Origin of the sequence: Pseudoalteromonas sp. AOP31-A2-14 (assembly GCF_052378035.1) — a bacterium.
GTDB lineage: Bacteria > Pseudomonadota > Gammaproteobacteria > Enterobacterales > Alteromonadaceae > Pseudoalteromonas.
Map to the genome: position 1 here is coordinate 2,823,017 of NZ_JBQSXI010000001.1, position 21,146 is coordinate 2,844,162.

Annotated in this window: 18 protein-coding genes and 3 pseudogenes; 7 read left to right on the plus strand and 14 right to left on the minus strand. The window is 38.5% G+C overall.

What is annotated here, in order from left to right; all coding sequences use genetic code 11:
* From ACT3S9_RS13035 to tnpA, 4 genes are all read right to left on the minus strand, one after another.
* Positions 1 to 366, minus strand: a complete 366-nt coding sequence (locus tag ACT3S9_RS13035; protein WP_444750971.1) for a hypothetical protein — start codon at positions 364 to 366, stop codon at positions 1 to 3.
* Positions 367 to 604: 238 nt separating this feature from the next.
* Positions 605 to 2,128: an IS66 family transposase gene (tnpC, locus tag ACT3S9_RS13040; protein WP_444750972.1), complete on the minus strand. Its 1,524-nt coding sequence runs from the start codon at positions 2,126 to 2,128 to the stop codon at positions 605 to 607.
* A 166-nt stretch (positions 2,129 to 2,294) separates the two neighbouring features.
* On the minus strand, positions 2,295 to 2,522 hold the full coding sequence (tnpB, locus tag ACT3S9_RS13045) for an IS66 family insertion sequence element accessory protein TnpB (RefSeq protein WP_444750973.1): 228 nt from the start codon (positions 2,520 to 2,522) through the stop codon (positions 2,295 to 2,297).
* Positions 2,519 to 2,824, minus strand: a complete 306-nt coding sequence (tnpA, locus tag ACT3S9_RS13050) for an IS66 family insertion sequence element accessory protein TnpA (protein ID WP_444750974.1) — start codon at positions 2,822 to 2,824, stop codon at positions 2,519 to 2,521. The genes tnpB and tnpA overlap by 4 nt, the downstream gene beginning before the upstream one ends.
* 142 nt (positions 2,825 to 2,966) lie before the next feature.
* Between tnpA and ACT3S9_RS13055 the strand changes: the two are divergent.
* A pseudogene (locus ACT3S9_RS13055) lies at positions 2,967 to 3,195 on the plus strand (integrase); the annotation flags it as partial.
* On the opposite strand, the gene ACT3S9_RS13060 reads toward ACT3S9_RS13055, so the two are convergent.
* The 9 genes and pseudogenes from ACT3S9_RS13060 to ACT3S9_RS13100 form a co-directional block, all read right to left on the minus strand.
* Positions 3,181 to 3,516 carry a hypothetical protein gene (locus tag ACT3S9_RS13060; RefSeq protein WP_444750975.1) on the minus strand — a complete coding sequence of 112 codons (336 nt, stop codon included), beginning with the start codon at positions 3,514 to 3,516 and terminating at the stop codon, positions 3,181 to 3,183. The pseudogene ACT3S9_RS13055 and the gene ACT3S9_RS13060 overlap by 15 nt on opposite strands.
* Before the next feature lie 138 nt (positions 3,517 to 3,654).
* Entirely contained in the window at positions 3,655 to 6,777 is a 3,123-nt protein-coding gene (locus ACT3S9_RS13065; protein ID WP_444750976.1) for a type III restriction-modification system endonuclease, read from the minus strand.
* Between the two features lie 14 nt (positions 6,778 to 6,791).
* Positions 6,792 to 8,669 (minus strand): site-specific DNA-methyltransferase, encoded by a 1,878-nt coding sequence (locus ACT3S9_RS13070; protein WP_444750977.1) that lies wholly within the window; start codon positions 8,667 to 8,669, stop codon positions 6,792 to 6,794.
* A 30-nt stretch (positions 8,670 to 8,699) separates the two neighbouring features.
* Positions 8,700 to 9,401, minus strand: a complete 702-nt coding sequence (locus ACT3S9_RS13075) for a DUF4391 domain-containing protein (RefSeq protein ID WP_444750978.1) — start codon at positions 9,399 to 9,401, stop codon at positions 8,700 to 8,702.
* Positions 9,394 to 12,717, minus strand: a complete 3,324-nt coding sequence (locus tag ACT3S9_RS13080; protein WP_444750979.1) for a helicase-related protein — start codon at positions 12,715 to 12,717, stop codon at positions 9,394 to 9,396. The genes ACT3S9_RS13075 and ACT3S9_RS13080 overlap by 8 nt, the downstream gene beginning before the upstream one ends.
* On the minus strand, positions 12,718 to 12,894 hold the full coding sequence (gene mads1 / locus ACT3S9_RS13085) for a methylation-associated defense system helix-turn-helix domain-containing protein MAD1 (protein ID WP_444750980.1): 177 nt from the start codon (positions 12,892 to 12,894) through the stop codon (positions 12,718 to 12,720).
* Between the two features lie 159 nt (positions 12,895 to 13,053).
* On the minus strand, positions 13,054 to 13,179 hold the full coding sequence (locus ACT3S9_RS13090; protein ID WP_443487990.1) for a helix-turn-helix transcriptional regulator: 126 nt from the start codon (positions 13,177 to 13,179) through the stop codon (positions 13,054 to 13,056).
* Between the two features lie 62 nt (positions 13,180 to 13,241).
* Positions 13,242 to 14,583 (minus strand): annotated as a pseudogene (locus ACT3S9_RS13095) (type II toxin-antitoxin system HipA family toxin).
* Entirely contained in the window at positions 14,573 to 14,863 is a 291-nt protein-coding gene (locus tag ACT3S9_RS13100; RefSeq protein WP_443487989.1) for a helix-turn-helix domain-containing protein, read from the minus strand. The pseudogene ACT3S9_RS13095 and the gene ACT3S9_RS13100 overlap by 11 nt, the downstream one beginning before the upstream one ends.
* Positions 14,864 to 15,248: 385 nt before the next feature.
* Between ACT3S9_RS13100 and gmk the strand changes: the two genes are divergently transcribed.
* The 5 genes and pseudogenes from gmk to ACT3S9_RS13125 all read left to right on the plus strand — a co-directional run.
* A complete protein-coding gene (gene gmk, locus ACT3S9_RS13105; protein ID WP_441835063.1) occupies positions 15,249 to 15,869 on the plus strand; it encodes a guanylate kinase in 621 nt (206 codons plus the stop codon).
* Between the two features lie 94 nt (positions 15,870 to 15,963).
* A complete protein-coding gene (gene rpoZ, locus ACT3S9_RS13110) occupies positions 15,964 to 16,239 on the plus strand; it encodes a DNA-directed RNA polymerase subunit omega (RefSeq protein WP_441835064.1) in 276 nt (91 codons plus the stop codon).
* 131 nt (positions 16,240 to 16,370) lie between these two features.
* The gene (gene spoT / locus ACT3S9_RS13115; RefSeq protein ID WP_441993244.1) at positions 16,371 to 18,476 is read left to right on the plus strand and encodes a bifunctional GTP diphosphokinase/guanosine-3',5'-bis pyrophosphate 3'-pyrophosphohydrolase; all 2,106 of its coding nucleotides are present in this window, start codon (positions 16,371 to 16,373) and stop codon (positions 18,474 to 18,476) included.
* Positions 18,477 to 18,488: 12 nt separating this feature from the next.
* Entirely contained in the window at positions 18,489 to 18,881 is a 393-nt protein-coding gene (locus tag ACT3S9_RS13120) for a RidA family protein (protein WP_441835066.1), read from the plus strand.
* Positions 18,882 to 19,100: 219 nt separating this feature from the next.
* Positions 19,101 to 19,349: pseudogene (locus ACT3S9_RS13125) on the plus strand (FapA family protein); the annotation flags it as partial.
* 100 nt (positions 19,350 to 19,449) lie between these two features.
* Here ACT3S9_RS13125 and asnA read toward each other — a convergent pair.
* Positions 19,450 to 20,445 (minus strand): aspartate--ammonia ligase, encoded by a 996-nt coding sequence (gene asnA, locus ACT3S9_RS13130; protein WP_441835067.1) that lies wholly within the window; start codon positions 20,443 to 20,445, stop codon positions 19,450 to 19,452.
* A gap of 205 nt (positions 20,446 to 20,650) precedes the next feature.
* On the opposite strand from asnA, the gene asnC reads away from it, so the two are divergent.
* On the plus strand, positions 20,651 to 21,109 hold the full coding sequence (gene asnC / locus ACT3S9_RS13135; protein WP_441835068.1) for a transcriptional regulator AsnC: 459 nt from the start codon (positions 20,651 to 20,653) through the stop codon (positions 21,107 to 21,109).
* Positions 21,110 to 21,146 lie beyond the last annotated feature (37 nt).

Here is a 21,146-nt window from a genome sequence, read left to right on the forward strand (position 1 = left end):
TTATACGCACTTAAAGTGGATGTATCTATATGAGGATGAAACTGTTTGTGACATAAAGCCAATATTAGTTTCTGTTGTTAAAATCATAGGTGATGTTTCGGAACTGGTCTCAGCTAAAATCTCATATTTACCATCACATATGTTAAACATTTTTTTGTAAGCATCTTCACGACGAGCTTCTCTTACGAAAGATGCACCTTCATTTAAATAGCGCATTACTCCAATGTTATTATCAGCTTTTTTTTCATTCTGTGGGGCATACTTACTAGTCTTAGCAACATCTCCGGGATGCCTTAATACATCAGCTGAAGTGCAACCTACTAGAATAGACGCACATGTAATTGACAAGAAAGCTTTTTTCATCATGTTCTCCTTTTGATGACTGCAAAAGTATAATAGCTTATTAGTACTAATTTACGGTTGAAAACCAACCCGCAAACTGTTGATTTATAAGTCAATAAAGCGAACAGATTATACCAGCCTCTTATACTTTGGCAATGTAGCGTTTCATATTCCACTAAAGTGGAATCCCTATGTAAATGTTTTGAATTAAATTAAACAGCTAGCTAAAATAAATATGTAAGCGCGCATTTAAGCAGTGCGCTTAGCTATAATCGAAGTCTAGCTGCACATTCCACGGCATTAGGTCGGTAAAATCATCATCACCCACATCTCGATTCGGCAACGTTTTAAATAAATGCACAAAGTAGTAATACGGATTGATGTCATTAGCACGACACGTCATCACAATACTATAAAGTATCGCGCTGGCCTGAGCACCATTAACCGATTTTGAGAATAGCCAGTTTTTTCTACCAGTGGTAAACGGCCGAATATCTCGCTCAGTAATATTATTATCAATCCCTAGTTCGCCATCTTCACTATACCGCATTAATTTCGGCCATTGATTAAGCGTGTATTTTATCGCTTTGCCAATATAACTCCCCGCCGTTACTTTACCTTCGGCTTCATCAAGCCACGCTTTAAAGTGCATTAATATGGGTAAGGCTTTTTCTTGTCGTAACTGATACCGCGCTTGAGGAGATAACTGTTTGTTTTTAGCGTGGGTTTCCAGTTTATATAATTGGCTGATAAAGCTGATGGCTTTATGCGCTCGACCTTTGTTTTTCGACTCTGCTTTTAAGGCATCGTTATATTTGCGTCTAGCGTGTGCCCAGCAACCAACAGGGGTAATGCCTTCAATACCGTCATAAACACGGTAACCGTCGCACTGTAAATAGCCTTGATAACCGGCAAGAAATTCTTTTGCGCAAGCGCGACTTCGACCTGCTTGGTAATCGTAAATCACGACAGGCTCACGGCTGACCTCATTGCTGCGATAAACCCACATGTAGGAATTGCTGCTAGGGTTGTCACCTTCATCTAAGACTTGTGTACGGGTTTCATCGGCACATAAACTGTGCTCACTAAGCAAGTGACGTTGCATGGCTGCCACTAAGGGGCTGATTAGCAGGCCCGCTTTAATACACCAATTAGCTAATGTTCCGCGCGATAGTTCAAGGCCGCCACGGCCCAGTATGTCAACGAAACGATAAAGCGGTAAGGCATCGCAGTATTTGCCCGTAACAACCGCCGATAACGCTTCTGGACTCGCAATGCTGCCAGGAATAGGCTGCTTGGGTTTAGGCGCGGTGATAATTTTACTGGTCAATTGTTCGTGCTCGCAATGTCTGCAAGCATATTTAAATTGCTTGTGCTTAATGACACTTACTTTCGCTGGAATAATTTTCACTTGCTCGCTGTCTTCACTACCGCAATGGTGCAGTTGTTCACCACAGCATGGGCAATCAAGTACCGTTAACCTGTGCTCAACTTCTTCGCGCTCAAAATGCGCCGCTAATGTTTGTTTACCTTTTTTATGATGTTTAGGCGGCTCTGTGGATTTATGCTGCTCAGCTTCGTTGAAGGTACCTCGCGGGTCTTTTTCACTTTTCTTGCCGTATTTTTGCGATTTACTTAATTTAAGCTCAGCCAGTAAATGGTCGATACGCGCTTGCATTTCAACCTTATCCTCTTGTAAAGCATCAAGCTTAGCCTGCATAAGAGCAAGCTGATTTTGTAGTTCGGTGATGAGGATATTGTCTGTCATTTTAATAGCATGACACATGGGGAAGATCGTTCAAGTATAAAAAAACGATCGTGTTAATTTACATCACCGATAATCCTGATAAGGTTGGGTGCCGAGTTTGATTACTGACTGGTAGCCCCGATAGTAACCATTGTAATTGGCGTTGCTCAATCCCCATAGCCGTGTGTTCATGAGTATCTTTGGGCTATTGAAATCGCCCTTGCTCTAAACGACGATAATAAAGCCAAAAACCGTTCGTACCCCAAAATAAAATTTTTAATTTATCGCGTTGTTTATTACAAAAAACGAACCATGCTTGGCTTAAAGGATCGAGTGATAGGGTATCGCTGACAATAATACTCAGGCCATTGATTGATTTTCGCATGTCAGTGAACCCCGTGACCAAGTAAACTTGGTGGGTGCAAGGTTTCACAGTACGCTCAATAATTTGGCGAGTGCTTGGTGCGCTAATGTCGACTCGAAATCTAATTGGTAGCCGTTTGGTGTGGTGAGCTTAATCATTGAGGATTGTGTAAAGGCTTGCTCATGAATAACAAATGGGATCACCTGTTGCTTTTTAGCCGGTGGTATTTCGCTAGCAAGGCGTTTACGCCAAGCATAAAAAGTAGATGGGTTAATGTTGTTATCACGACAAAATTGAATGGTAGTTAACGCGCTAGATTGCTGTTGTTCAATGATGGCTTGCCAGTACTTTATTTTTTGCTGCTTTTTCATAATTACCTCAGATTAATGTGCTGAGGTAATTATGCATAGGTACCATTAACATTGGTATGTGGGGTTAATTACGCGCTTACATAAATATTAGGCTTAAGTATTGAAATTTTCTGAAACAACTTGGAAAAGAGAGCTGGGAAGTCCAACCAAATTTAATGGTGACATGCCTCACTTTACGGTTCATGACTTACGCCACCTGTCGTACTTTACTAGCACAGCAAGGCCCCCCCGGCTATGTAGCCGAGAGATGCTTAAATCATAAGTTAAAAGGGGTAGAAGGTATTTATGATAAATACGATTACTTTGAAGAGCGCAAAATTGCGTTAGAAGCACTAGCTTTATCTCTTAAGGAGAACTTATTGGCCAATTGAGAAGATGAAGGATAGGATTTCTATAATTTTATCCTCTGCATTATAACCTCGCTCTGTGTTCTCGAATGCTATCGCTTCATTAACACTGCGAACTAACTGCGAGTTAGTACCCATTATTTGTTTAAGTTCGTTATCAAACCATGAGTTCCAATTTATCAGGTATTGCTCTTCTTTAGTTAGCACAGGGTCAATTAGATCCAGTTGAACACCATCATCATAGCTAAATCTATAATAGGCCGCCATGGTGTCATGAGCATCTTGTAATACCCTGTGATCAAAAGTACTTTTGGCTTCTAGTATTGTGCTAACTTCTGTTTTCATATCCAGCACATCACAAGAATATAAATAAATACTCTTTGCTACTAAAAAAATATTATGAACATTCTTAGGATACTCACTAAATTGAGCATCCTTAAGAACATGGTTATCGTCTCCACTATAACAGCTAGCAAGTATCATCTAATACTGATCTACTACTTTTAATAAATCACCATAGCTGGCAACCATATTGAATTTAACTTTCTCAGCTTCATCATTAGATTTTACTTCTTGCTCTAATCGCTTAAAGAACTTTTTAGCACATTCAATCTTAGCTTCTTCAATCTTTTTAAGCTGCATAGTAGACATTGAGCCTTTTGTTTCAGCAATAAATAGCACATGTTTAACAGTACCCTCTTTAAACGCTATTGCCCAATCAGGGTTATATCCTTCTGTACCGAGTGGCGTCGGGATAGTAAAACCTCTTGGTAGTTTGGCATAAACTTCAATATCGCTGCTGGTGTCCATTTCTTCAATGAATTTACGTTCAACTTTCGAGTCTGTAGATGCAAAATCGTAGACGTGTTTTTTAAGATTATCGACGACTTTACTAAAATCATTTATTACCTGATTTTGAGTAAAGATATCCGTATCGTAAGTTTCATCAATAAGATCGTAAGACAAATGCTGAATTGTCGCCGTTGCCTTTTCTTCATTAATTAAACGCGTCGCTTCGCTAATAAACTGTTCAGGGTTAACTTTAAATAAGCCAAACTTTTCAGGTGTAATTGCTTGTAGAATTTCACATATAGTTTTTCGGGTTAATTTAGTAGTTTCTGATATTTCACCTAATAGGTCATAAGGAACAGAGGATTGCACCGTTGTATTGTGCAATTGTCGACCCGTTTCTCTAACTTCAAAACTACTACCTTGTTTTAATTCGCTTTCAGAAAGCTGCTCTTTTTGATCGCCTACTTCAATTGTAAATTGCAGAGGGGTTACATATAAATTTTGATTGATTGCAACTACTGCATTTTTAACTAATTCATTAGAGTCAAAGTTAACTTGGTATACTGCTTTACGGTTGATTTTACTCCAAAGTTTTTGGAACGACTTTTTATCAAAGTTAGCATTCAATACATTTGATTTAGGTTTACGATCATCTGTAATTTCAGGCATCTGTGCTTGACTAAACACGCCATTAATTAATTCTATAACCTGATCTGTGAAGGGGGCTAACAACTCTGGTAGTTTACCAAGTTCACCTTCTTTCAATTCTTTATGGTAAAGATCAGTTATTTCATCATTATCGTCGGTATAATCATTTTTAATTAAGTAACGCTCAATAGCTTTAGCCATTTCATCAGTAATAGCTAAATCTCCATCGTCTGTTTTAATAATTTTATTCACAAAATATGATTTGTCTGCTTTTTTAGGTCGTGCCGATAGTGATTCTGCAATATCGCTTTGCAAGCCTTTTACAAAATCTCCAAAGCCTTCGTTGGCTACAACGGTAAGTACATTAGTTTCATGAACTGTTGCGGGGTGATCTTGCCTTTCACCCTGTTGGTTAACTGCAATGCGTAAACCACGGCCTACTTCCTGTCGGCGTGATACAACGTTATCGTAGTCGGCATGTTTAAGCATACATATCACAAAAACGTTGGGGTTATCCCAACCTTCGCGCAAAGCAGAGTGAGAAAATATAAATCGCTTAGGCTCATTAAAACTTAATAGTTGCTCTTTATTTTTCAAGATAAGGTCATAAGCCGCGGTTGCACCTTCATCATTGGCTAAGCCTCGCTCTTCACCACGTGTTTTAACTTTAGGATCAACGAGCTTTTTCTTTTTATCAATAGCAAAATAGCCTTCATGAGTGTTAGTACCATCTAAGTTTAGCAAGTACTTTTTATATGGGTCCGCATCAGCTAAATCAGATAAAAACTCTTGTTTGAGAATTTCATATTCTTCCTCAAACACTCTTGCATATTCACCTTTTTCATCATCTTGACCGTAGTCTCGGTATTTAACAACTGAGTCAATAAAAAACAGTGATAATACTTTAATTCCTTTACCGAATAGCCGGCGCTCTTTATCTAAATGTGTTTTAATGGTATCTCGTATCTGAATACGGCGCATAGCCTCTTCAGTTATATCATTTGACGCCACGCCTACCTGAATGCTTTGACCATTTAAAAACTCTACGGTATCAGTAACTGCATTTATTTCAGAAACGACAAAGCCATCATATTCAGCAAGGCCATTAGATAAATCGATAAGTCGATCACCCTTATGCACTTTAATGATTTTGCGAACTATACTGCCAGACTTTAATTTTTGCTCTACCTCTAAACGCGCTACAGGTGCCTTTTTAGATATTTCTATTTGCTCAAGATAAAGGTAAGCATTAGTGCCTGCTAAACCATTGGTTTTAATACCACGAACCGATATACGCTTCACCAGCTTTTGATTATAAGCATCTAATGCATCAAGGCGATGAATCTTGTTATGAACTGTTTTATGAGTAGCAGAATAGCGCAGAATAAATAATGGATTAAAACGCGGTAAAGACTCCTGTGTGGCCTTACCTTCCATTTTTTGGGGCTCATCCAAGATCAATATCGGCCTGTTAGCACTAATAACATCAATAGGACGACGGCTTTGAAAATCATCTAGCTCTTCATATATTCTACGGTTATCAGCACCTGTGGCATTAAACGCTTGAATATTAATAATCATCACGTTTATACCAGAGTCAGATGAAAAACTTTCTATCTTGTGTAAATCTTTAGAGTTGTAGGTGAAAAACCGAATTTTCTTATTATAAATTTGATTAAAATGATCAGCCGTTACCTCTAATGATTTGTGCGCTCCTTCTCGTATAGCAATCGTCGGTACAGTAATAATAAATTTTGACCAGCCATACTGCTTATTGAGCTCAAAAATAGTTTTAATATAACAATAGGTTTTACCCGTGCCGGTTTCCATTTCGATATCTAAATTAATATCGGCACCAGGCTTATACGTACCTTTTAATTTTTTTCCTTTATCATCCGTAAAGTACGTTAAGCCGTCAGACAACGGTAAGTTCTGTGCTTTTTGTACGTCGTGAATATTTTCTAGCAACTGTTCTGACGACAGCTGGATAGCTGAGTTTTTAAAACCCTCTTCATCAAAATTAGCATTTTGAGTTTGCCCTCTCTTTACTAGGCCAGGGTCAATGCGATACTGAATACTTTTTATGTTTGGCTGACCTTTAAAGCAATCTACAACCGATTGCACCGACTTTTGTTGGTAATCAAGGGGCTTAAAATTAAGTTTCATTAATAGTTGCTCCCTTAAATTGATTTAACATCGGTCATTGGTGATATTTGTTTAAATATCTGTTCAACATTAATTTTTACTGAGTCGTTAACAAAACCATCATCTCTGAATACCACACGTAAAGGCTGTTTTTCTGCAAGCGTTTTAATAAGTTCATTTGAGATATCCTTGCCAAAACAAGCGATTAAATCTGCATTTTCTCCTTCATCGTCTACATTAACAAAAAATACATCTTTAGCCTCAATTTTTTGCTGTGTAATAGGTAAGGTTAGCCCAACGCCCCAGTCTAATAACACTTGAAATAATAGATCTTCGTCAGTGCGACCTTCTTTGATGTTTTCAATTTGCGCAAACATATCTTCTTGGCTAGTTTCACCTGGTGTGTAATGAGAACTAGTCATATTTGATGAGTCTACCTTTAAAAAACGAAACCCTTCATTTAAATTATTTTTTTCTATTACTCTTCTAAGTCTTTCAGCACTTAGCTCACTAATGACCCTGTAGCCTTCCTTATATGCCAATGTTTTCTCATTTATCGTTTGTGGGATTTGGACAAGTATAAAAGTATTATTTAGTTTATTTTCTAAATTGCTCTCAAGTAAAGCATGGCCTGTAGTAGCAGAGCCAGCAAAAAAATCCAGAACAATTTCATGATCCTCTAACGTTTGAGAGATCAGTAACTTAATAAGAGATATAGGTTTTGGGTAATCAAAAAGTTTTTTATTATCAAATAACTCATTTGCTTTTTTTGTACCTTCTGTATTATAACCAATATTAAAAATGTCTTTTTGGAGCCAACTACTTATTGGTTTTGAATCTGTTTTTAATTCATTAAAAAACTTTTTAAGCATCGGCTTTGTTTTACCTTCTGGGTGGAAAATAACCTTACCCTCGGCAATCAGTTTTTGCATGCTTTCAGGAGCATAAGCCCAGACCCTATTTGGATTGGCTTCATACTTTATGCCAGTATTAGGATCTATTAATGTATAGAAACAATTCGGTCTTTCTTCTGCTGTAGAGCCAACATCTAGAGGGTGCTTTGCCCAAATACCTCTTGGATCTTTATCTGGATTCTTGTATGTAGATGCATCTCTTTCAACTCCTTTAAGTTTTGCATACGGGGTTTTTGAAAATGCTACAATGTATTCATGCTCTACGGATGTATTAGAATGAGCAACCTGCTTTCCACTTGCTTGTCTTGTTTTCCAAACAAAAGTGCAAACGGAGTTATTTTCACCAAAAACCTCTTCCATTAACTTTATCAAGTTAGAATATTCAGATTCATCAATAGAGACAAAGATAACACCATCCTCAGATAGTAAGTTTTTTGCTAATTTTAATCTAGGATAGATCATCGTTAGCCAGTCAGAGTGAAACCTTCCATTTGATTCAGTGTTTGTAATTAGCTTATTTGATACATCATCTGTTTGCTTAGATACTTTTAAATACCTCTCAGTTTCAATAGAAAAGTCATCTTTATAAATAAAGTCATTGCCGGTATTGTAAGGCGGGTCAATGTAAATCATTTTCACTTTACCTAGATAAGTCTCTTGTAAAAGCTTTAATGCTTCTAAATTATCTCCCTCAATAAACAAATTTTCTGTTTTATCAAAGTTAACACTTTCTTCGCGACAAGGTCGCAGGGTTTTCGCTATTGGCGCATTGGCCGTTAACAATGCTTCACGTTTACCTGGCCAATTAAGCTGATAGCGCTCCTGTGGGCCTTCGACTATCGAATCGGATAACTCTTGTTTTAGCTGGTCAAAATCTACAGTCAATTTTAAGTTACCGCTATTATCAGTTGCTTCTGTAACGCAATTAGGAAACAACTCCTTAATTTTTTCTATATTGCTCTGTGATAAGTCAGGTGAATGCATTTTTAACTTGTCCATTGATATTCCTTGTAAATTATTTAATTCTTGCTAAACAGAAACTGTGAGTTGCTTTAACTCTTGTTTAATTTTTTTTAACTCAGCATTGATCTTTACTTTGTTTTTAAATTGCTTCTCGTTACTGAGTTTTTTACTTATTTGTTGTTGCTGCTTGTTAAGCATCTTAATGGCGTCGATCCGTTTTATGAGCTCTGGAAAAGTCTCATGCTCTTTTAACGGATAAGGTAACAATGATGCTAATAATTGCTCGTAGAGCGCTTTAATGTTTAGCGTTAACGGTAAATTTTGACGATTATCAGTACTCGTTGACTCTGAGTTACTATTTTCTATACGTTTTTGACAACTTGAACTGTAATATTCTGATAATGTAACACTACCATTTATACCTACCTCCTTGAAACAAGTGGTTGTTCTCATATTTTGGCTGTGAGAGATTACCTCAAAAATAATGGGGTGCAGTATGGCTTTGTCTATGGTTTGTAATACTTCCTCACTTAACTCATCACCTTTGAGCACAATACTGAATATTTGAATTTCTTTTATTTGCTCATGGGCTTCTATGTTAAGAGTTTGAGCAGAGAGTTTATTTGCCCAGGTAATTTGTTCAACTTGAGTGACAAATAATTCTCGAATAGCCGAGTTTACCTTGCCTTGCTCATAAAGCTTGCTTTTAGGTAATGTGCGATTGACCTCAGTACTTTTAGGGTACTTGTAGAAAATAGCGTTAGGCATTAGTGCAGCCTTTTTTCACAACGCTTGCTTTAGTATGGTCTTGCACAACTAAGAAATTGATCAGCTCGAAATCATCAAGCCCTTGAATAGTGTTGATAAGCGCAGTTGTTTCGCCACCATTAAATAAACTGTCGATGTCTTGTTCTTCTTTCACCTCAATAATTGAACGTATAGTGTCTGATAGCAGTTGTGAATATTTATCCATTTCTTTGCCGTCGTTAGTGAGCTCGTTAAATAGGTTACACACTTCGGTTATAGGTTCATTGACTCCCTTGCATGATGTACGAACTAAATCTAATAATCTTTTTACTTCCGCATGATTTGCTATCACTTCGCCAGTATCGCTGATATAAACGAGGTAATAAGGGTGTAAGCGATTTTTTTGATCTATATTGACACTATTATTTATGTTTCTAAGTGTGAATATAACTCCTGGCTTTAAACCTAAGTTTTGGTTGCTCGGTACAACTGCATGCATGCCATTAGGCACACCTCTCGGCTCACCTTGCTCTTTTACATAATTAAGTAAGTCCATTCTGAATTCATTTAAGCCAAGATCTGTGATTGATATGCCCGTTTTAACATCTTCGAGTTCAATGACTTCCTCTTGCAAGCGTTTAAGCTGATCTTTACGGTAGCTCACATCGTTAGCTTTGGCGCTGAGTACATTGTCGTCACCCGTTGCGGTAACATCAACAATAGTCATACGGCTTTCTACGCGCTCTTTTAAGTTAATATATTCGTCTAACGATATATCTGGCCAATAGTTTGCAAGTTGGATTGAGTCGTTTGGTGAGCCAATACGGTCCACACGGCCAAATCGCTGAATAATACGCACAGGGTTCCAATGTATATCGTAGTTAATAAGGTAATCACAATCTTGTAGGTTTTGGCCCTCTGAAATGCAGTCTGTAGCAATTAATAGGTCTATTTCTGCAGGCTCATTGGGTAACACTAAATGTTTTTCTTTTGAACGTGGTGAGAAAAGAGTTAGGCACTCTTGAATGTCATAACCTTTTTTACGTGACCTAATTGTACTTTTAGGATTACCTTGGCCTGTTATCCTTGCTGTATGAAGCTGCTTAGTTTGAAACAGATCATTAGCTAAATTGTTATATAAGTACTCAGCAGTGTCGGCAAAGGCTGTAAAGATAATAATCTTTTTATTATTTGGATTTATTGGGTTTTCTATTTTATCTAACACGTGCTGTTTTAGATGCTGAAGCTTAGCATCGTACTCTGGAGTAATAGCTTTCATTTCATTTAATAAGGCACCTATAATTTCTATATCGCCATTTAAGTCTTGTTGCCAAGATGGGAGGTCCATATCCATTAGTTTTATTTTGATCTTGTTGCCAATTTCCATTTCTTGAAATGACAACATTTCATCATCCTCAGCATCAATTGCCGCCATGGCACCTGCAAAGTCATCAATTTCAGTGACACCATCGTTATCATAAAAGGCTTGAATAGCTGCTAAGGTATTGGCGTGATTGTCATATAAACTTTGTAATGTGAGCCTAAATGCTTCAACTGAACTTTCTAAACGCTTAAGTAAATTGGTCGTCATTAATGCAACTAGGCTTTTCTCTCTATCTACTTGACGTAACTTACCTTTACCCCCATCTACTTCTGTATCGTATTGCTCTTCATACTTTTTGAGCCTACTAGGTAGAATGTAACTAACCGGTGCATAAACAGATAACTTAAGTAATTTAAGCTGAGTGAATATTTCGTTCAATGAAATGACGTCCGTTTTATGAGTCAATGGGCAATGAAACGATAATGGTTTTCTTCTGGTGGGAAACTTACCAATATCAGTAGTATCGTAAAATGTTTGTATATGCTTACGAGAGCGAGCAATGGTTACAGCATCTAATAATTCAAAAAAATCAAATTCAAGACTACTTAATATAGCAGATGGAGTTCTTTCTTCTGGCTCTAGCTTTGCCCATTCATTAAATGCTCGTTGAGCATTTTTAAAAATAGTATCAATCGATTTGGTTGTTCTTAGCTTATCTGTTAACTCTTTTTGATTACCTTCATAAGCTAGCGCTAACTGGTTTTTTAAATCCGTAAATTTATTATTAACTGGCGTAGCCGATAACATTAATACTTTAGTTTTTTTACCATCTCGCACGACTTTTCGCATCAGCTTTTGATAACGTGTTTCGCGGTCTTTTACAGGGTTATCATTTCTAAAGTTATGCGATTCATCAATAACAACTAAGTCATAGTTACCCCAATTAACTCTATTTAGAGGTGTTCCAAAAGACTCCCCGCTAGTTCTGTCAATATCGGTATGGCACAAAACATCATAGTGAAATCTGTCTTTTGCAAAGATGTTAGTATTTAAATTTCGATTATAATTAAGCCAGTTATCTGCTAATTTTTTTGGGCATAATACTAAGACGTCCTTGTTCCTTAACTCGTAATATTTAATAACAGCTAAGGCTGTAAAAGTTTTACCTAAACCGACCGAGTCAGCTAAGATACAACCGTTATATTGCTCTAGTTTATTGATAAGCCCAGTTGAAGCATCTTTTTGATAGTTAAATAGTTTATTCCAAACAAGCGTATCTAAATGGCCTACACGCTCGTTAGGTAAGTTATCCTCGTTCAAGTCATCTAAAAACTCATGAAAAAGATTATATAGCATCAAGAAATAAACTCGTTCTGGGGCATTTTCTTGATAAATTGATTCGATATGCTCAGTAATTGAATCTGTTACTTCTTTTACTTTATCTGTGTCTTGCCAAATTTGCTCAAAAAGCTGAACGTATTGATTCGACATTATATTGTCATCAATTTTATGAACAAAATTAGATACCGCATTTCCTTTTTGATAACCAAGATCAACAGCAGTAAAGCCATTTATAGGCATATAGGCCGAGGGCTTACTTCCATCAACGACACTAAACTGCTGCATTGGTGCACTAGTTATGTTTGATTTGAACGTGGCTTTTTTTCGTATCCAATTTGCACATTCTTTAGCTATGGCTTTTTGGTTTAATTTATTTCGCAGTTGGATTTCAAACTCTGTCCCATAGAGGCTCGACTCAGTTTGATTACTCTTATCTTGAGGAATAAAAAATTCACGACGCTCTTTTCGAACTTTATCGGTAACAGAGCTAGGAACAAAAGCGGGTGACGTGAATATAAATTCTAGTTCATCAATATTCGCTAACTCATCTTTTAAAGCTTCATAGGCATAGATAGAGAAGCAAGACGCGGCGATTCTTAGTTTATCGCCTGGTTGAATTGTTTCTTTTAGATCGTCACCAAATAAACTATTAACATTATCTATTATCTTCATTCACTTTCCTTGTTTTTTTTTCTCTATCCATTGCTCTATATCTTCACGCTTAAAACGCCATGAACCACCGACTTTAAAGCCTGGCAGTTTTCCTTCACCCGCTAACCGATAAGCTGTTTTTTCATTAAGCTTTAGGTACTCTGCAAGCTCTTGGATTGTTAGTATTTCGTCACTCATTGATTTTTCTCTAACTGTGAACAAAAGTAGAGTATGAGAAAATTGCGGAATGGTCAATACAACTCGCCAATTGCTCTAAGCTAAAAGCATAATGAGCGCATAAAGCACCAGGCCGTTAACGACCTGGCTCAATATGCGTTTAGTTTTACTTAGTTGTAGTTACACTTCTGTGGCTTCTAGCTTGCTTAACATCCACTCTTCAACGTCGCTCTCTAGCCAAGCTTTACGCTTACCTGATACGGTAAAGTTTTTAGGGAACTCCCTGTTACTCATTAGTTTATATATGTTGCTTTAGCACAATCTTAGGGGCGTCACTGCTGGGGTATTTGTCCTAGCTCGGTACAACCCTAGCAAAGTAGTGCTGCGTTCTCTTGTTTTCGCTGGGCGAGTGTTTCTGCAATTGCTTGTATAGTTGTTTTACTGATCGCTTGTTGTGTTGCAAGGGATGAAAAGTTACCAATCGCTTCAACGACTTCTGAATACATTGCTGGGCCTCTTTCCAGTGAGCAAAACCTGCACTTGCTGCCAACTTTTGCATTACTTTGAGTGGCGGCGCTTTTCCATACCCTGCAAAGGCTGTTGCATGCTCATTAAAGGGATGAGGGTTAAATGTAACGTCGTAAAAAGGGGCTAACTGCCAGTTACCATCATCCCCTTGCAAAAAGCCCCAGTTTTTACTGTGGTCATCTTGGTTTGCAGCAAATAAATTAAAAATAGCACGACGAAACTGCAGTTGCCCTGCTGCAGGAGACTTACACAACTGACGACTCGCTTTAATAAGGTCACTATAGTCTAGGCTAGGAGTACGAAAGTCGGCATCTAATAAACCACAAGCACTATGCATATGCAAACGCCCTGCATGTTGTTCGCCATCTACTTTATGTGCCGGTAATCTTTGTACTTTAGGTAAATAGTCAAAACGTTTAAGTGTTAGCCAAGCTTTTGCACCGCTACTTGGTGGCGCATCAATTAACTGCCAAACCGGTGGCTGGCACTTTGCTTGTTCAGCCATTTGTAAATACACGGCTTCACATAAACCTTCTTCGTGGCCTAGTGCCAAGTTCTTCGACGTAAACTTAACTAACCATGCTTCATCCCCTGGCTGTGTATACGTACGGCATTGCTGCGCATCACCAGCAGGCATATAAACTTGTGCTTTAGGCCTTGCCCCACCTGAGCTACCCACAACGACCGAAGTTGCTAAAACTTGTTGAGTCTTACCATCTAACTCTTCAGGCAGAGACTGATCAAACAAGGTTTGTGCTTCTAGTCCAAGTGTTGCTATGTCAATATTTTGATGTTGCTCAGGTGAAAACGCTGATACGGGCGTAAAAGACAAGCCCCCCATCCCTTGGCTGCCAACAAACGCAAGCGATCCATCGCGGTAACTTGAGCAGGTAAAACGCCTTGCTGGCGAAATATTCTATCTTGAAGCAACAACCCCCAGCCATCAGGAAAACTATCACCAAAAACACCATGAACTCCCTGGTGAGGCTCTTTAGGTGCTTGTTGAAGCTGTCCAGTTGCTTTTAAAGTAAACGGGGATAAATTTCCAAACTTACTAATGTATTCATCAAAGTACTGAAAGAACACTCCTTGACGGTTTTGAGCTAATACACCAACCGGCACAGTCTCGCCCGTTGTAAGCGTTCGTTGCACATTGAGCTTTTGAATTGATTTAAAACTCATCTTTGAGGACCTCTTCTATACTGGTCGGTAAAGCAGTGCGGTCTGCGCTTACCTGAGTTAGCTGATAAAGCATATCGAGTGAGTCAAGTGACTGCCATAAGAGTAGTAACTGGCGAAATGAAATTTGCCCAGTGAGTTCAAATTTTTTAATGGTAGGCGCAGGCACACAACTTCGCTGGGCAAGTGCTTCTCGCGATAGCTTAGCTTGCTCACGTAAGCCACGAAGATGCGCTGCAAAAGCTTGGCTAACATCAGTGTCATCTAAAAGTGAAAATTTCATACTCAACCCTTATGGATACAGTAATATCCATAACTGTGAGATTCGACCATGTATAGAGAAATGCACTCAAAGCTGGTATATTCTTAGTAGAGCAAGTACCCCGGAGTATTCGTTTAACTTTCTCCCCTATACGTTAAGAAGCAATCAGCTGGTGACTAAAGTGGTGAGTAGCATTCAATATTACATATCACCTTAAAGCTCAAAGCATTGATATGTTTAAGTTTAAAAATATGAACCAATAAGCAGATCCAGAATATAGAGTAATCCAGTTACTCACTCAAGTAACCAACTTGAGCAATGTTCGTTAAATCAAGTACAATGTAAACATTAAAGGCTTGAGTTACTCGTAACTCGAGCCTGTTTATTTTTAGTAGAGATGAAAATCATGGCGCAAACTCGCGGAAATTTATTTATCTTATCGGCCCCTTCGGGGGCAGGTAAATCTAGCCTTATTAATGCATTACTTACAAAACATAATGACATGAAGGTTTCAGTATCACACACCACTCGCGCACCTCGCCCAGGTGAAAAAAGTGGCGAGCATTACCATTTTGTAAATGTTGAACAATTCAAATCATTAATTGAAAAAAATGACTTTTTTGAATGGGCGCAAGTATTTGATAACTACTACGGTACGTCTAAGCAAGCTATTGAAGAACAGTTAGCCGCGGGTATTGACGTATTTTTAGATATTGATTGGCAAGGTGCTCGCCAAGTTCGAGAGCTGGTTGAGGATGTTGAAACTATTTTCATTCTACCGCCTTCAAAAACAGAACTTGAAGCACGATTAAATAATCGCGGCCAAGATTCAGCAGAAGTAATTGCTGGGCGTATGGCTAAAGCACAGTCAGAAACCTCGCATTATGATGAGTATGACTATTTAGTAGTTAATGATAACTTTGAAAATACTTTAAATGAAATTGAAATGATTGTTATGACAAAGCGTTTATCATTGAAAAGCCAAGCGATTAGTCATAAAAACTTGTTAAGTAATTTACTAAAGTAACCTTAATAGATAAAAATTAACCACTAGCTATTGGCGAATTTGCTTCGTTGGAGTAAACTACGTCTTTGCTTAAAAATTTATTTGGAGTGCTGAGATGGCTCGCGTAACTGTTGAAGATGCAGTAGATGCAATTGGTAATCGTTTTGACTTAATTTTAGTTGCGGCTCGTCGTGCCCGCCAAATTGCGGTTGGTGGTAAAAACCCACTAGTCGACACTGAAAACGATAAACCAACAGTGGTTGCTTTACGTGAAATTGAACTTGGTTTAGTTGATAATTCTTCTATGGATGTTATTGACCGTGAAGAGCAACAACACCAAGAAGCCGCTGAAATGGCTGCAGTTGCTGCTATTGTTGGTGGTAACCAATAATCACGCATCCCTGTGCTGATTTAGCTAACGGCTGAGTATTTCGACTCTAGCCGTTGGCAATCCTTCCTTTTCATCGTATATTCTATCCATACCGTTACCGATTTACTTCACTAGCGCCTTGGAGTGTGACTTTGTATCTTTTTGAAGGTCTAAAAAAGAAAATATCTGAATACTTGCTCCCAGCCGATGTTGAGCTGGTGCAAAAAGCCTATGTGGTCGCTCGTGAAGCCCATGAAGGTCAAACTCGCTCAAGTGGCGAACCGTACATCACCCATCCTGTGGAAGTAACCCAAATACTTGCAACTATGCATCTTGATCACGAAACCTTAATGGCAGCGTTGATGCACGATGTAATTGAAGATACTGACTTTAGCCAACAAGATTTAGCCGAAATTTTTGGCGAAACAGTTGCCGAGTTGGTTGAAGGTGTGAGTAAACTCGATAAGCTCAGCTTTAAAGATAAAAAAGAATTCCAAGCTGAAAACTACCGAAAAATGATCATGGCGATGACGCAGGATATTCGGGTTATTTTAATAAAACTAGCCGACCGCACCCACAACATGCGGACTTTAGGTGCTTTACGCCCTGATAAACGCCGTCGAATAGCTCGTGAAACACTCGAAATTTACGCACCGATAGCAAATCGTTTAGGCATCCATGATGTTAAAAACGAGCTGGAAGATTTAGGTTTTCAGGCTCTTTACCCTATGCGCCATCGCGCACTTAGATCTGAAGTGGCAAAAGCTCGTGGAAATCGTAAAGAAATTATCTCAAATATTAAAACCGAAATAGAAGCCCGCTTAGAAGAGGCAGGTATTACAGCTACTATTTCCGGTCGAGAAAAGCACCTATATAGTATTTACAAAAAAATGTTAAACAAGGAACTGTCGTTTAACGAAGTAATGGATATTTATGCATTTCGTATTAATGTCGATAAAATGGATATCTGTTACCGTGTACTCGGTGTTGCCCATAATTTATATAAACCAATTGAAACTCGTTTTAAAGATTATATTGCAGTACCTAAAACCAATGGCTACCAGTCTCTTCATACATCTCTTGTCGGTCCGCACGGTATTCCTGTTGAGATTCAAATTCGTACTCACGATATGGATCATATGGCTGATAAAGGGGTTGCAGCCCATTGGATGTATAAAAAATCAGGCGATAGCGCAGGAAACACCTCGCAGCAACGTGCTCGCCAATGGATGCAAAGCTTACTCGAATTACAACAAAGTGCGGGGTCATCCTTTGAGTTTGTTGAGAACGTTAAAACAGAGCTATTCCCGGAAGAGATTTACGTATTCACCCCAGATGGTCGTATTGTAGAATTACCCATGGGGGCAACAGCAGTTGATTTTGCCTATGCAGTCCATACTGATGTAGGTAACACCTGTGTTGGCGCTCGCGTTAATCGAAAACCTCACCCATTGAGTCAAGCCTTAGATACAGGGCAAACGGTTGAAGTGATCACTAGCTCTGGCGCGCATCCAAATGCAACTTGGCTGAACTTTATTGTCACAGGGAAAGCCCGTTTAGGTATTCGTAATTACTTAAAGAGCCAACATCACGAAGAGGCCATGCATTTAGGTCTTCGCTTATTAGATTCAGCTTTAGGTGAATATAAACTCGATGATATACCAGATGAAAATATCAGCCGCGTACTTGAAGAACACGAGTTAAATACCGTATTAGAGTTATTGGTTGATATTGGCTCAGGAAACTTAATGAGCATGCTTATTGCTAAGCGCTTATTGCAATCAGATACCGATGACTTAACTGATATTGCTAAAAAAGCCAAAGCGACCATTATTGGCACCGAAGGCATGTTGGTAAATTACTCTAAATGCTGTCGCCCAGTACCGGGAGATGCAATCACCGCGCATATAAGTCAAGGCAAAGGGCTTACGGTACACCGCCAAGAATGTAAAAACATACGTGGTTGGGAGAACGAGCGTTCAAAGTATCTAATTGTGAAATGGGATGATAACCCGGAAAAAGAATATATCGCTGCTTTGCGGGTTGAAATAATAAATCATCAAGGGGCACTGGCTAAACTCACCAATGTAGTTGCTACAACTCAAGCTAACATTGTTGAAATTACCACTGACGAAAAAGAAAGTAATTTGTACGTGATAGATTTAGGGATCACAGTTAAAAACCGTGTCCATGTTGCTAATATCATGCGCCGCATTCGCGTAATGCCTGATGTGCAAAAAGTCTATCGAAAGAAATAACAAGGGAAAAACATGAATAAAGCATTTATTTCGACCGATAAAGCACCTTCTGCGATCGGTCCTTACAGCCAAGCAGTTAAAGTTGGTACAGCCGTTTACTTATCAGGGCAAATCCCACTAGTGCCTGAAACAATGGAAATGGTATCTGAGGATTTTAGCGAGCAAACTCATCAAGTATTTAAAAATATCTGTGCAGTGTGTGAAGAAGCAGGCGGTAAAATTCAAGACTTAGTAAAGATTAATATTTACCTTACTGACTTATCAAACTTTGCGACCGTCAACGAAGTGATGAGCCAATACTTCAAGCAGCCCTTCCCTGCTCGTGCAGCACTTGGTGTAAGAGCACTACCGAAAGGCGCGCAGATTGAAATTGATGGCATTATGGAATTACCGTCAACCAACTAACCTGACGTTATGTAAGTAAAGCGTTAATCAAAAGCACCTAATCAAGATTAGGTGCTTTTTTGCTTGTGTTGCAAGCAAAACATTCATTTTCTTGACTCGTTCATATTTCTCTAGCACTCTGTAAAAAGACCTACTTCCCCCCTTAAACTTTTGTAGTAAAGAAGGATTACTCCTTGTTCAAGCTTGCCATAACGGTGTTGCGACCTTGAAGGCCAAGCTAATCATAACTTAATCAATGCTCAAGAGCTTATACAAATAGGCCCTGCAAAAAACTTACAAGGTAAATTGTTTGGCGGTGAAATTATTGATGCACAAACGATAGTCGCAGGTGAAATAGGCAACAAATCTGGCTCACAGATGACTATCAATCTTGCAGTAAGTGGGGCAGCCGTGACAGCTAAAACTGACAGTTGCTTTAAAAAGCTGGCCAGGACAGATAAACAGCTAGTTACCCACCTTGCAATATAAAGCTTGAAGAGGGAAAGATTGAAGTTGAATTTAAAACCGGCTAAAAAATACAAATAATAAAAAAAGAGGCTAAGTCGCCTCTTTTTTTATTTATAGCGTACTATAATATTTCAGCAAATTGCTGCTTAAGCTCACTTGGCCACACGCCAACTTGAACTTGACCAATATGCTGCTTTTGCAGTAATAGCATAGCTAAGCGAGATTGACCAATACCACCGCCAATTGTTTGTGGAAATTTCTTATCAAGCAACTGTTTATGCCAATCAAATTCAAGACGCGCTTCATCTTTAGTGATTGCAAGCTGTGTAGCAAGTGCATCTGGGCTGACTCGAATACCCATTGACGAAATCTCAAAGGCATCTTCAAGTACCGGGTTCCATACTAAAATATCACCATTTAAGCCACTGTATTCCTCACAGGTCTGGGTTGACCAGTCATCATAGTCTGGGGCACGAACATCATGAACCTCACCATCGCCAAGCGCCCCACCAATACCAATTAAAAATACTGCACCATGCTCTTGAACAATCGCTTTTTCACGTTGCTTAGCAGTGAAGTCAGGGTACATTTGACGTAGCTGTTCACTATGCACAAAAGTAATTTCTGCGGGTAAAAAAGGCGTGATATCAAATTCACTTGCAGCAAAACGCTCTGTTGCTTTAATACCACTATACAGTGCCTGAACGGTTTCTTTTAACTTATCAAGTGAACGCTCAGTGCTTTCACAAATTACTTTTTCCCAATCCCACTGGTCAACATACACAGAATGAATAGGACTTAATGACTCTTCATCTGGGCGCAATGCCTTCATATGAGTATAAAGCCCTTCTCCAATACTGAAACTGTGATCAGCTAGGGTTTTTCGCTTCCATTTGGCTAGCGAATGAACAACTTCAAATTGACTATCAGGAATCGTTTTAACGGCTACTGCTACAGCATTTTCCGTACCACTTAAATTATCTTGAATACCGTCACCGACTTTAGCCAAAATAGGGGCTTGCACTTCTATTAAGCCTAGTTGTTGTTCCAGCTGACTCGAAAAAAACTGTTTCACCTTGCTGATTTGCTGCTGCTGTTGCAGGTAGTGTGAACTCATAATAATTGGCCTCATTCCCAGTTATTGTTACTTGCTTATTTGCTTATTTGCTTATTTGCCACTGCGGCAAAAGCTCAATAACGTAATCCTCAACCATTTATACATTTAATTCAATAACCAATAATAAAAATACCTTTAATGTATTAAATCCATTAATTTAATGGTATAAAAAACAAAGATTCAATAATTACTAAGTACTATTCATATGGAAAGTTATCAAATCGATAATCTCGATAAACAGATCCTCTATGCTTTAATGGACAATGCCCGCACTCCCTACGCAGAACTGGCTAAACGCTTTACTGTCAGTGCCGGCACAATTCATGTACGAATTGAAAAAATGAAACAAGCCAATATTATTACTGGCACTCAGGTAACTATTAACGCGAAACAACTCGGTTATGATGTATGTTGCTTTATTGGTATTAACTTAAATAATGCCCGTGATTACCCACAAACCTTACTGCATTTAAAGGAGTTAGAAGAAGTCGTTGAGGCCTACTACACGACGGGCAATTACAGTATTTTTATTAAAGTGATGACTCGCTCGATCGATCACTTACAAGATGTGTTGATCAATAAGATTCAAGCGATTGAAGCAATTCAATCAACCGAAACTTTAATATCACTACAAAACCCAATTAGCCGCTCAGTTATGCCTTAGCAATGATATACTTACAAAAAATTGAAATTTCAGACAA